This window comes from Thioclava sp. ISO4, from assembly GCF_058105145.1.
In genome coordinates, this window is sequence record NZ_CM176571.1 from 2517934 (window position 1) to 2530043 (window position 12110).

The following is a 12110-nucleotide window of genomic DNA, read 5'->3' on the forward strand; positions in this document are numbered from 1 at the left end:
AGTCGGATTTATTCGAAGCGCGAGCATAGGGAGCTGCGCCGATTTGGCCAGAGGGCCGGGCGCGCAGCCCCCTGTGCGCTCACGCGATAGTGACGGCGGCTGCGAAGCCGGACAAAGCGGTCAGTGCTGTGTCGCGTCGGAGGGTGCGCCAGACAGCTCGTCGATCACCTGCAGCCACAGCTCGGTCGGTTGCGCGCCGCTCACCAGATGCGCATTGGCGACAACGACCGAGGGCACCGCGTTGATCCCACGCTCGCGCGCATGCGCTTCCTTCGCGACGATCGTGTCGATATCGGCATCCGAAGCCAGAAGGCGCTCCACCAGCCGCGGGTCCATCTGCGCGGCCTCGGCAACCTCGCACAGCACAGTCGCGTCGCCGATATTGCGCCCGTCGCGCCAATGCGCGGCCAGCAGCCCCTCCATCACGTCCTCCTGACGCTCTTCGAGCCCCGCCCAATGGAGCAGGCGATGCGCGTTGCGGGTATTGGGCTGATGGGTGACGCGTTCGGGGTGGAAATCGTAGCCCTCGGCCTCCGCGATCTCGAGGAGCTGCACATGTATTTTCGCGGCCCCGTCCTGACCGAATTTCGCCTGCAGGTAATCGGCGCGCGCCATCCCCTCGGGCGGCATCGTCGGGTTCAGCTCGAACGGTTGCCAGGCGCGCTGGAACGGGTGGCCGGGGCGTTGCGCAAAGGCCCGGTCCAGCCGCGCCTTGCCGATGAAGCACCACGGGCAAACGGGATCGGCGAAAATATCGAGCGTGATCATGAGGTGACCTCCTGTTGCAGCATGGCGCGGATCTCCGAGCGCAGCACCTTGCCGTTACGGTTGCGGGGCAGGGCGGCAATATGGGCGTAAAGGCGGGGCTGCTTGTAGCGTGCAAGCCGCGCCTCGGCATGGGTGCGCAGCGTGTCTTCTCCGGCCTCGCCGGTATAGGCCAGCGCGATGACGCTCGCATCGGCTTTCACCGCGATCTCGACCGCGGCCACATCGCCCGCGCCGGGGCAGTCGTGCATGACCTCTTCGACCTCGATCGGCGAGACCCGGAAGCCGCCCGCATTCATCATATCATAGCCGCGCCCGAGATAGGTGATCGCACCGTCTTCGCCCATCGCGACCGTGTCGCCGGTCACGAACCACGGGCCGACCCGGCGCGCCGCCGTCTCTTCGGGCGCGTTCCAATAGCCCAGATAGAGCCCCGGATCGCTCTCATGGATCGCAAGCTGACCCGGCTCGCCGCGCGGCACCGGTTGCCCATCCTCGCCCAGCACCGCGACATGGCGGCCCGCCTGCGGATAGCCGCAAGTTCCGGGCGGCGCGGGATGATCGGGACTGCCCGAGATGAAGGTCGAGCATTCCGACATGCCGAGCGCCTCATAGACCTTGGTGCCCGTCGCCGCATTCCAGGCCGCGCGCGTGGGGTCTGGCAGCGCCTCGCCCGCGCTCAGCCCGTGGCGCAGCTTCGGCAGCGACAGCGTCTCGTGATGCTTCAGGATTTGCCGATAGACCCCGGGGGCAGCAGCGAAGATCGTCGCGTCGAAGCGCTTGAGCAGCAGGGGCAGGCTGCGCGGCTCCACCCCGTCCGCCGGGATCAGCGCAGTGGCCCCCAGCGTCCACGGATCCATCAGCCCGGTCCCGAGCGTATAGGTCCAGTTGAAGGCGCCCGCATGCATCAGCCGGTCGTCAGACCCCATGCCATACCAGCCGCGATACATCATCTGCCGCGCCCAGATCGCACGATGCGCATGCATCACCGCCCGCGCGGAACCGCCGGTGCCGGAGGTGAAGATCATGTAGGCGAGGCGGTTCGGATCGCCCATCGCGTAGTCGCAGGGCGCGGCCTCCTCGGCCTTGCGCAGAATGTCGGCAGGGATCACGCGCGCCGGATGATCGGGCAGGGCGATCCCGTCGCCCGCCACGACAGCCGCCGGATCGAGATCGGCCGCGAGCTTGGTGATCTCGGCCTCCGTCAGCTGCGCCGAGGTCGGCACCGGCACCAGACCGGCGGCGATGGCGCCAAGGAACGCGATGGGAAATTCCGGCACGTTGCCCAGCCGCAGCATCACGCGGTCGCCGGGCGTCAGCCCCGCGTCGCGCAAAAGCGTCCCCGCACCGCGCACCGCCGCGATCAACCGCCCATAGGACCAGCGCTGCGCGCCCGAGGGCTTCACGATCTGCATCGCCAGCTTGTCGGGGGTCGCCGCGCTAGCCGCCAAAACATGCGCGGCCATGTTGAAGGCGCTTGGCGGGTCGGGGATCGGGTCTGTGCGGTAAACGGAATCCATGCAGCCTAGCTAGGACGCAGCGCGCGCCCGAGCAAGCCCGAACACGCCTCCATCACTCTGGCTTCGCCTTGGCGAAAATATCCCGGGGGGTGAGGCGGGACGAGCGGCCTTCCAGTGGAAGGACGCCCCGCCGAACGCCCGGAGCGCAAGCGAAGGGCGCGGAGCCGCGGGGGCAGAGCCCCCTGCAACCTAGGTCATGCGCGCTTCCGCGCGCGGGGGCAGAGCCCCATGCGACCGATCAACGGTGCGCGACGCTCACTCTTCGTCGTCGTCGCCGAAGCGGGCGTCGTCGTCATATTCGTCTTCGCCCTCGCCGACATACTTCGCCGACAGCGCAATCGAATGACCGTCATGGGTCGGGTCCATGACCACGTCAGAGGGCAATTCGCCCTGCATCCAGTCGCGGATTTCGTCGCGCGCGTCGGCGGGTTCCTGTTCGGTCAAATCGGCTACATAGCGGATGAAGGCCTTCTGATCGCCGTCGATCTCGTCAAGTTCGGCCTCGTCGGCTTCGGGCCACTTGTCCACGATCGCCTCGTAAAATGCCGCCCAGTTTTCCTCGATATGGTGCCATTTCATCGCTTTTGATCCTTTTCTTCGCGGCTCGTCTCACGGGCGGCCCTATTTCTGAGAAAGGGACGCCCGGGGGGCTTTGCAAGGCACAAGGCAAAGATACCTCGCGCGGTTCCATATCGTGATCAGTTCCGGGAGGTTACCTGAACCAGCCCTGCACCGAGCGCGCACCGCCAGAGATGTCGTCGCCCACACCGGCCACCGTGTTGCAGCCTGCCAATGCCGCAGCGACTGCTGCCAGAAGGATGAGTTTTTTCATTGTCCTGCCTCTTGATACCACCAGACATCGGGTTGGAAACCCGGCCATGCCCCGTATAGCGGGGTCTTCTCAGGGTAGTGAAGCTGCTTGATATGGGCGATGCGGTCAACCGGGGCATACCAGATCGGAATGACATAGCGACCTGCAGTCAACACTCGGTCGAGCGCATGGGTCGCGGCGACGAAATCCTCGTGGCTTTTTGCGTCCAGCATCGCGCGGACCATCGCCTCGGCGGCGGGGGAATTCATGCCCATCCAGTTGCGCGAGCCGGGCTGTTTCACGCCTTTCGAGCCCCAATAGAGGTTCTGCTCGTTGCCGGGCGACAGCGACAGCGCGCGCCAGTACCACGCCATGTCGAAATCATAGGCGTTGGTGCGCTGCGTATATTGCGCGTCATCGATCACGGTCACTTTCGGGAAGATGCCCAGCTTCTTGAGGGCTTCGGTGTAGATATCGACGATGCTTTGCGTCTCGGCCGCGCCCTGCTGCAACACGATCTCGAAAGTGAAGGGCTTGCCGTCCTTCTTGAGCACGCCATCGCTATCGACCTGCCAGCCCGCGTCGTCCAGCAGCTTCGCCGCGGCGCGCATGTTCTTGCGGTTGCGCACGCCACCATCCGAGCTCGGCAGCGTATAGCCGTCGATCGTGCCGGGCGGGAGCTGATCGGCGAAAGGCTCCAGCAGCGCTTTGACCTTACCCTCGGCGGGGCCGTGCTTCATCCCCAGCTCGGAATTCGAGAAATAGGAGGAAATCCGCGGCTCCGCGCCGCCATTGATGGTCTTGTTGATGAACTCGAAATTGAACGCGTCGATCATCGCCTGACGCACCCGCCAGTCGGCAAAAACCGGGTTGCGGGTGTTCATCACCAGCCCCTTGATGCCCGAAGGACGCCCGTTCGGGATCTCGGATTTCACCACGTCGCCCGATTGCACGGCGGGGAAGTCGTAATTGCGGCCCCAGTCGGCGGCGTTCCATTCGGTATAGCTGTCAGTCTCGCCGCCCTTGAAGGCCTCGAACACGACCCCGCCATCGCCGAAATAGTCGTAGCGGATCGTGTCGAAATTGTTCCGACCCTTGTTGAAGCCCAGATCCTTGCCCCAGTAATCGGGGTTGCGCTTGAGCTCGATGAATTTGCCGGGATCGACGCGGCCCACGACGTAAGGCCCGGACCCGATCGGGGCCATATTGGTGGTGGAGGCGAAGTTGTGCCCCTCCCATTGCGCTTTCTCCAGAACCGGGCGCATCCCCATGATCAGCGCCATTTCGCGGTCTTTTACCTCGGGCTTGAAGGTGATGCGGACCTTGCGCTCGCCGGTCTTCTCGATCTTCTCGACCTTCGACCAGGCGTTCTGGTAGCGCGGATGACCTTCGGTCCCGAGCGTCTTGTAGGACCAGATGACATCCGCGACCGTCACCGGATTGCCGTCGGAGAACTTGGCCTCTGGGCGCAGGGTGAATTCCACCCAAGTGCGGTCAGGATCGGTCTCGACCGATTCGGCGAGAAGGCCATACAGCGTGAAAGGCTCGTCCATCGAGCGGCCCATCAGCGATTCGGCGACATAGCGGCTGATTCCTTCCGCCGGACGCCCGTTCAAAATCCACGGGTTGAGCGAATCGAACATGCCGGCCACGCCAAATCTGATCTCGCCGCCCTTGGGCGCGTCGGGATTGGCATAGGGCAGGTGGGTAAAGCCGGCCGGAAGTGCAGGCTCTCCATACATTGCAATCGCAGGTTGTGGCTCCGCGGCAGCGATCCCTGTAAATACAGGGGCGAGCCCGAAAAGCGCCCCGCCGAGTAAATGGAAAAACACCGATCTCGTCATGTTAACAATCCCTACCTTGCCTGCATTTATTGGCGCCAAGCTAGCGAGACGTTTGAAACTGCGCAAACTTTTCCCTTGGAGAGCGGCGCAGGATTGCTTATAAGGGATGCACTGCTCGATAGGTTTCTTGCCTGTATGAAACCTGCCTCATGACTTGACGCCCGCCCTAGCGCGGGCGTCTTTTTTTACGTCATTCCCCATGAAAACAAGGTCCTCACCGCGATATCACGCGGTATTGCGCTTGCAGCATGGCGTTCGCAGGCGCGGCACGGCATGATCCCGGCGAATCCGTAACTTATCGCCACCGAAGGAGAGAACATGTCGCTTCAGGGAAAAACCGCCGTCATTACCGGGTCGAATTCCGGGATCGGTCTCGGGGTCGCGCGCGAGCTGGCGCGGGCCGGTGCCGATGTCGTCATCAACTCCTTCACCGATCGTGACGAGGACCATCAGCTCGCCGCCGATATCGCGAAGGAATTCGGCGTCACCGCACGCTACATCAAGGCCGATCTGTCGAAAGGCGCCGAGGCGCGCGCGCTGATCGAGCAGGCGGGCAAATGCGATATCCTCGTGAACAATGCGGGCATCCAGCACGTCTCGCCGATCGAGGAATTCCCGGTCGAGAAATGGGATGCGATCATCGCGATCATGCTGACCTCGGCTTTCCACACCACCGCCGTGGCGCTGCCGATGATGCGCAAGGCGGGCTGGGGCCGGGTGGTCAACATCGCCTCCGCGCATGGCCTGACCGCCTCGCCCTATAAATCGGCCTATGTCTCGGCCAAGCACGGCGTCGTGGGCCTGACCAAGGTCACCGCGCTCGAGACCGCGAAGGAAGACATCACCGTCAACGCGATCTGCCCGGGCTATGTGAAGACCCCGCTGGTCGAGGCGCAGATCCCCGACACGGCGAAGGAATACAACATGACCGAGGAAGAGGTGATCGAGAAGGTTATCCTCGCGCGGCAGCCCTCGAAGGATTTCGCGACGGTCGAGCAGATCGGCGGCACCGCCGTGTTCCTGTGCTCGGACGCCGCGGCACAGATCACCGGGACCACGATCTCGGTCGATGGCGGCTGGACCGCGCTGTAATCGCAAAAAAACCTCTGGCGGAGCGGCAACGCTCCGCCGGATCAATCGGGGTGCGGGCTGAGCGCGCTTAGCTGCCCGGCTTCGACCCGCTTTTCGGCACCAGATGAGTGATCCCCGTCGCCGCCGCACGCGCCAGCGCCGGATCGAGCGACATCGGGATATACTCGCCCGAGCGCCACAGCTCCGACAGGTCGTCATAGTGGCGGCTCAGCGGATGGCCCGATTGCCCGGTCGAGATGATGAAGACCGAACTGTCCGGATCGGCGAAATCGAGCACTTCGCGATAGCCCGCCGCATGGACATTGGCGAAGCGGTCGGGGCCGTCGCCGCCCTTGGTGCGCCCGCGCATCAGGGTGAAATCGCCGCCCGAGGTCGACTGCCGGATATTCACGAACCATTTCAGCCCCGGCACCTTGCCCAGCACCTGATTGTCCTGCTCGGCGATATGCGCATCGCCCCAGCGCCAGCTTTCGATATTCGGCCCGTATTTCTTCGACAGATCCAACAGCGCCGCGTCGAGCGACTGCCGCGCGATATCGCTGCAGGTCTCTTTCGGAGCGGACTGGATGATGTCGCACCAATGGCTCGCGCCTTGGGTGTTGCGGAAGACGCGCTCGATGAAGAGAGGCTCCAGATGGTCGAATTTCTTCGCCAGCGGCCCCAGCTCGTCGCGGATCAGCCGGTTTTGCAATTCGCGCATCCAGGCGGCGTAGATCAGCGGCTCGGGGAGGTGTTCGGACATCTCGCCGTCCCAGCTCGCCAGCATCTCCAGCGCCCGCTGACGCATCCGCTCGGGCGTGCCGGCGGGCGCAGGATCGCCGGTATACCACAGGTTCGCACCCACCAGCGGCAGCAGACCACGCGCGGCAGGCGACACGGTGTCGAGCTGCGCCGAGATGAAGCTGTCGCGCGAATGCACCTCACGCTCGCCCATCAGCTTCGACAGGCGCTGAATGCGCTGCGTGTCGCCCCAGTGGAACGAGACGTTATAGGGGAAGGGCCGGTCCACCGTCTTGTTGTTCGTGTTCACGACGATGCCGCTTTTCGGCTCGACGAATTGCGGGTTGTCCTTGAAGGGCAGGAAGCCTTTCCAGCGGTTCTCGGGCTTCCAGCCCGCGTTCGGCATCCGGCCCTGCGTGTCATTCGCCCGGTCGCGCAGCGGGATTTTCCCGGCGGTGACCAGCGCCACCCCGTCCTTGTCGGCCAGCGTGATGTTCTGCGCGGGCGCCACGATCTTTTTCGCGGCGTCGAGCGCCTGCGGGATCGAATGCGCCCGCATCAGGTCCATCGCGCCGGTCATCGTCGTGTCCTTCGGATCGAAGGCGGTCCAGCTGAGCGACATCACCGAATGCGGCGGCGTGACGGTCGCCAGATCGAAATGGCTCCCGGGCAGAACCGGGCCGTTATCGGTCCAGCGCAGGGTCAGCGTGACCGGCTTGGCATCCTTGACGTTGACGATCACGCGCTTCGTCTTGAAACGCTTCCAGCCGTCGGGCGTGCGGTATTTCGTCGGATCGTCGGGATCGATCTCTTCGATATGCAGGTCCTGATCGTCGACATAGGCCGTGGTCAGCCCCCAGCCCAGATCCTTGTTGCGGCCCGACAGCACCAGCGGCATCCCCGGGATCGTGCCGCCGATCACGCCGCCCGATTGCAGTTGCAGCCGCGCCAGATACCAGACCGAGGGCGCCGTCAGACCCAGATGTGGGTCATTGGCCAGAAGCGCGCCACCCGCAGCCGAGCGGTCAGGCCCCGCAGCCCATGCGTTCGACGCCCCGGCAGAGCCGCGAGCGGGGAAGGGAGAGAACGCCCCCGGCGCCCCGTTCTGCGCCGTCTGAATGCCCTTTTGCATGGTCGGGAACAGGCTCGCGTAATCGGGCAGGGCCGCGGTCGCCTGTTGCGGATCGTCGGGCATGATGTCGCGCACGAGGTCCTTGCCGACGAGCGACACACGGGCGCGCAGCACCTCGTCTTGCAGCTGGTTCGACAGCTGCACCGCCATCAGCTTCATGATCGCGAGCGAATCCGCGGGCGTCCAATAGGAGATCTTGCTGTCGAAGAGGAAGAATTCCGGCGCGCCGCGCCCCATCGCGCCCTCGTTGACGATTTCGATCCACTGGTTGACGCCACGCGCATAGGCCTCGAGCGCGGCCTTGGTGTAATCGTCCTGCGAGGACACCGAGTCGACCGCCGCCTGATACAGGCCCATCCGGCGCATCAGCTCGTCGGTTTTCAGCGTCTCCTGCCCGAACACTTCCGACAGCCGCCCCTGCACCGTGCGGCGCATCAGCGTCATCTGCCACAGCCGGTCCTGCGCATGGGCCAGACCCAGCGCGAAGAACGCGTCCGGGTCGTCCTTGCCGAAGATATGCGGCACGTCCTCGGTCGAGCGCACGATCTCGACCGGGGCGGTCAGCCCGGTGACCTTATAGGTCGCGTCGTAATCGGGAAGCGAGCGCGAGGCGAAGAAATAGATCAGCCCCCCGACGAGCACCACACCCACGATCGCGGCCATGATCAGCCGAACGCCCCATCGAAATGCCTTATACATCGAGCCCTCTGCGCGCCTCACCCGAAATCCCGCCTCCCGGCGCATGAGTTGACGCGCCCGGTTGGCGCGTTAGTAGTTGAGCCCGACGCTACAATCAACGCGCTCGCGTTTCACGGGGCGCGGTTTCGTATTCACGCAAGGGAGAGGTCGATGGCGAAAGTTGCATTTCTGGGGCTTGGGGTGATGGGCTATCCGATGGCGGGGCATCTCGCATCGGCGGGCCATGAGGTCACGGTCTATAACCGCACGGCCGCCAAGGCCGAGAAATGGGTCTCAGAGCATGGCGGGTCGGCCGAAGCGACGCCGCGCGAAGCCGCGAAAGGCGCGGATTTCGTGATGTCCTGTGTCGGAAATGACGACGATCTGCGCGAGGTCTGCCTCGGCAAGGATGGCGCATTTAAGGGCATGAAAACCGGCGCGGTCTTCGTCGATCACACCACGGTTTCGGCCGCTGTGACCCGCGAACTGGCGGGCGAAGCGGCGGGCCACGGCGTGGCCTTCATCGACGCCCCGATCTCGGGCGGGCAAGCGGGGGCCGAGAACGGTCAGCTGTCGGTCATGTGCGGCGGTGATGCGGCGGCCTATGACAAGGCCGAGCCGGTGATCGACGCCTATGCCAAGATCTGCCGCCGCCTCGGCGAAAGCGGCGCGGGGCAGGTGACCAAGATGTGCAACCAGATCGCGATTGCGGGTCTCGTGCAGGGCCTCGCCGAGAGCCTGAACTTCGCCGAGAAGGCCGATCTCGACATCGCCGCCGTGGTCGAGGTGATCTCGCAGGGCGCCGCTGGCTCGTGGCAGATGGCGAACCGCTACGAGACCATGGCGAAGGACGAATTCGAATTCGGCTTCGCGGTGGACTGGATGCGCAAGGATCTGGGGATTTGCCTGAAAACCGGCGACGAGATCGGGGCCTCGCTGCCCGTCACGGCGCTGGTCGATCAGTTCTACAAGGACGTCCAGGCGATGGGCGGCAGCCGCTGGGACACCTCTTCGCTGATCGCGCGCCTGCGCAAACTGGGCTGAACGGGCTGGGCGGCGGACCACGGAGGCCCGCTGCCCGCCCTTGCCGACGCCTTTGCCGCCCGCTCTTGCCGCTTCGGCGCTTGGCCCCTAAACCTGCGCCATGCGCATCCTCGAGAACATCATCAGCGAACGCGGCTCGAAATACGCGGTCTCGGGCGGACCTTGCGCCTCGGAAGAGGAGGCCAAGGCCTTCGTCAAGGAACTTTGCCGGAAGAAGAAATACGCCAAGGCCACGCATAACACCTGGGCGCTTCTGACGGCGGAGGCCCCGGTGAAAAACGAAGATGGCGAGGCAGGCGCGGGCATGGTGATCCTGCGGATGCTCGAGCGTGAAGAGCTCTACGACCACATCATCGTCGTCACCCGCTGGTTCGGCGGAAAGCATCTGGGCGGCGACCGTTTCCGCCATGTACAGGAAGCGGTGCGGATCTACCTCGAAGATCTGCGCGCGGGCTGAGACGCGCCGTTACCGCAGCTTTAGAACCGGAATATCCGACGCGGACCTGCCCGAGATCTGGCCCACAGGCTCGGCCACGCCGCCCTTCGTCAGCGCCCCCACGAGATCGGAGACGAGACCTTGCGCCCCCGACCCATCGCTTGGCTCCAGCCCGTCATCGCGGGTAAGCGCGCCGATCCAGAGCCGCGCGCCCGACGCATCGGTATAGCGCGTCTGCCACATCCGCAGCCGCGGTAACTGGAGGGTGGCGCCGCCATCGCTGGGACGCGTGAAGCCAAGTTCGCTCGGCTCGTTTCTCCAAAATAGAGGCGCAAGTGCTGCGCCGGGGCGCATCGTATCGCGCGCAGCTCCGAAGGCCGCGCCCGCCAGCGTCTTCAGCGTCGCCGCATCGGCGCGTTGCCAGCCGATCGAACCCAGCGCCGTGGCGATCTGGTCTGAATTCGTCGCCCACAGCGCGATCGACAGCGGAAATTGCCGATCCGCATCGAGCGTCTGCACCATCAGCGGCGCATCGCGCAGCGCCTGCGGCTCGGCCCCTTGCGAAATCACGATCAGCGGCTGCGCCACGGGCGGCGGATTCAGCGCCTTGGAATAATCGCGCACCCGCATCGCGGTAAAGCCCAACAGCGCCAGCGTCACGACGCCGATTACCCCCATCTGCCAGCGGGGCCGGGCGCGCGGCGCCCCGGCCCACCGCGGATAGAGCCACTCGGCCACCGCGATACCCACCAGCATGCACATCGCCCCGAGAAGCCAGCCGCCGAGCACGTCGCTCAGATAATGCTCGACCAGATAGAGGCGGCTCAACCCGATCAGCCCGGCAAAGAGCAGCGCCAGAAAGCTCGCACTCAGAGCCCCGAGCCGCGTCAGCCGCCAGAAGATAAAGACAAGCATCCCGAAAAACGCGACCGAAAGCGTCGCGTGGCCCGAGGGAAAGCTGCCCGAGGTCTCGTGGAAATAGCCCAGGATCGACCGCGGTCGTCCGAAGCCCGCTTTTAGGATAATCACCGAGATCAGGTCGAGCCCGAGCGAGACCGCGAGCCCCGCCGCCAGATCGAACCGGCGCAGCCACGCCAGCCAGACAAGCGCCAGAACCAGCAGTGCGGCCACGAGCTGCGTATCGCCGAGCGCGGTGATCCAGGTGAAAACCTGAATGAGACCCGGCGTCCAGAACAGCCGCATCAGCGCCGCCAGCCGCGCGTCGATCTGCACGATCGGGTCGCTTTGCAGGAAGTCGAGTGACAGCCCGACCAGCACCGAGGCGAGGTAGAGGAAGCCGAGTGCCAGAAGGCTCAGCGGCAGGCCGGAAAACTTGCTCCGATCGAGCCTGCGCGCGATCCACGCCGCCGCCTTCGGATGGCGCGCGCCCCAGTTATCCACGCGGGGGTGGCGGGCAACCTCGTCCATCAAACCGCCCGCCATTTCCAGCAGATGCAGCACCGCCCGGTCGAGCCGCCGCAGGGTCCAGATCACGACCGCCGTCGCCAGCAGAAGCCCCAACAGGAACAGCGTGTTACGCGTCATCAGCGGGCTGACCTTGGTCAGGGCGACACCCAAAACATAGCCCAGTCCGACAAAGACGATCGCATAGGGAAAGCCGCTTACGATGTTCCAGAGCCGAAAGCGCGTAGGGCTCAGTTTGCCAAGCGCTGCCGCGAAGGGCACATACCCCGCCAAGCGCCCCTCGAAGCGCCCGAGGACAAGCGCCACGCCGCCGCGCCGGTCGATCAGGCGCGCGGCCCGCAGGCAGCTCTCCGACCCTTCGACATTCCAGCGCCCCAGCCGACCGCGCCGCGCATGATGGCCGAGCCACCAGCTCGCCTCGCCGCCGAGGATCGAACCGATGACCGCAAGCCAGATCAGATCGGAAAGATCGAGGATGCCTTGCTGCACCAACACGCCGCCGAGGACGACGATCAACGTGCCCGGCAGGAAGAGCCCCGTGACCAGAAACGCCTCGAGCGCCGCCGCCACCGCAAAGACCCAATAGCCCGCCGATCCCAGCGCAGCGAGTGAGGGGAGCAGGTCGGGCAGGGCATCGGGCATT

The 12110-nt window shown here is 65.0% G+C and carries 10 protein-coding genes; 3 read left to right on the forward strand and 7 right to left on the reverse strand.

Annotation, left to right across the window (positions count from 1 at the left end):
* Positions 1–120: 120 nt before the first annotated feature.
* The 5 genes from AC2TZ7_RS12375 to AC2TZ7_RS12395 all read right to left on the reverse strand — a co-directional run bounded on the left by AC2TZ7_RS12375 (position 121) and on the right by AC2TZ7_RS12395 (position 4940).
* Entirely contained in the window at positions 121–768 is a 648-nt protein-coding gene (locus AC2TZ7_RS12375) for a DsbA family oxidoreductase (RefSeq protein ID WP_489864461.1), read from the reverse strand.
* Entirely contained in the window at positions 765–2285 is a 1521-nt protein-coding gene (locus tag AC2TZ7_RS12380) for a class I adenylate-forming enzyme family protein (protein WP_489864462.1), read from the reverse strand. The genes AC2TZ7_RS12375 and AC2TZ7_RS12380 overlap by 4 nt, the downstream gene beginning before the upstream one ends.
* A 255-nt stretch (positions 2286–2540) precedes the next feature.
* Positions 2541–2864 (reverse strand): hypothetical protein, encoded by a 324-nt coding sequence (locus AC2TZ7_RS12385; RefSeq protein WP_489864463.1) that lies wholly within the window; start codon positions 2862–2864, stop codon positions 2541–2543.
* Between the two features lie 133 nt (positions 2865–2997).
* The gene (locus AC2TZ7_RS12390; protein ID WP_338113616.1) at positions 2998–3117 is read right to left on the reverse strand and encodes a lipoprotein; all 120 of its coding nucleotides are present in this window, start codon (positions 3115–3117) and stop codon (positions 2998–3000) included.
* Positions 3114–4940 (reverse strand): extracellular solute-binding protein, encoded by a 1827-nt coding sequence (locus AC2TZ7_RS12395; protein WP_489864464.1) that lies wholly within the window; start codon positions 4938–4940, stop codon positions 3114–3116. Before AC2TZ7_RS12395 ends, AC2TZ7_RS12390 begins: the two co-directional genes overlap by 4 nt.
* A 318-nt stretch (positions 4941–5258) precedes the next feature.
* On the opposite strand from AC2TZ7_RS12395, the gene AC2TZ7_RS12400 reads away from it, so the two are divergent.
* Positions 5259–6032 carry a 3-hydroxybutyrate dehydrogenase gene (locus tag AC2TZ7_RS12400; protein ID WP_098410959.1) on the forward strand — a complete coding sequence of 258 codons (774 nt, stop codon included), beginning with the start codon at positions 5259–5261 and terminating at the stop codon, positions 6030–6032.
* 67 nt (positions 6033–6099) lie between these two features.
* On the opposite strand, the gene AC2TZ7_RS12405 is transcribed toward AC2TZ7_RS12400, so the two are convergent.
* Positions 6100–8583 (reverse strand): penicillin acylase family protein, encoded by a 2484-nt coding sequence (locus AC2TZ7_RS12405; protein WP_489864465.1) that lies wholly within the window; start codon positions 8581–8583, stop codon positions 6100–6102.
* 48 nt (positions 8584–8631) lie between these two features.
* On the opposite strand from AC2TZ7_RS12405, the gene AC2TZ7_RS12410 reads away from it, so the two are divergent.
* Both AC2TZ7_RS12410 and AC2TZ7_RS12415 read left to right on the forward strand, forming a co-directional pair.
* Positions 8632–9606 (forward strand): NAD(P)-dependent oxidoreductase, encoded by a 975-nt coding sequence (locus AC2TZ7_RS12410; RefSeq protein WP_489864466.1) that lies wholly within the window; start codon positions 8632–8634, stop codon positions 9604–9606.
* Positions 9607–9706: 100 nt separating this feature from the next.
* A complete protein-coding gene (locus AC2TZ7_RS12415) occupies positions 9707–10063 on the forward strand; it encodes a YigZ family protein (RefSeq protein ID WP_489864467.1) in 357 nt (118 codons plus the stop codon).
* A 9-nt stretch (positions 10064–10072) separates the two neighbouring features.
* Here AC2TZ7_RS12415 and AC2TZ7_RS12420 read toward each other — a convergent pair whose 3' ends face one another.
* Positions 10073–12109: a bifunctional DedA family/phosphatase PAP2 family protein gene (locus AC2TZ7_RS12420; protein ID WP_489864468.1), complete on the reverse strand. Its 2037-nt coding sequence runs from the start codon at positions 12107–12109 to the stop codon at positions 10073–10075.
* Position 12110 lies beyond the last annotated feature (1 nt).

Coding starts and splice junctions, on each gene's coding strand:
- AC2TZ7_RS12375 (WP_489864461.1), bottom strand. CDS start 768: ATGATCACGCTCGATATTTTCGCCGATCCCGTTTGCCCGTGGTGCTTC.
- AC2TZ7_RS12380 (WP_489864462.1), bottom strand. CDS start 2,285: ATGGATTCCGTTTACCGCACAGACCCGATCCCCGACCCGCCAAGCGCC.
- AC2TZ7_RS12385 (WP_489864463.1), bottom strand. CDS start 2,864: ATGAAATGGCACCATATCGAGGAAAACTGGGCGGCATTTTACGAGGCG.
- AC2TZ7_RS12390 (WP_338113616.1), bottom strand. CDS start 3,117: ATGAAAAAACTCATCCTTCTGGCAGCAGTCGCTGCGGCATTGGCAGGC.
- AC2TZ7_RS12395 (WP_489864464.1), bottom strand. CDS start 4,940: ATGACGAGATCGGTGTTTTTCCATTTACTCGGCGGGGCGCTTTTCGGG.
- AC2TZ7_RS12400 (WP_098410959.1), top strand. CDS start 5,259: ATGTCGCTTCAGGGAAAAACCGCCGTCATTACCGGGTCGAATTCCGGG.
- AC2TZ7_RS12405 (WP_489864465.1), bottom strand. CDS start 8,583: ATGTATAAGGCATTTCGATGGGGCGTTCGGCTGATCATGGCCGCGATC.
- AC2TZ7_RS12415 (WP_489864467.1), top strand. CDS start 9,707: ATGCGCATCCTCGAGAACATCATCAGCGAACGCGGCTCGAAATACGCG.
- AC2TZ7_RS12420 (WP_489864468.1), bottom strand. CDS start 12,109: ATGCCCGATGCCCTGCCCGACCTGCTCCCCTCACTCGCTGCGCTGGGA.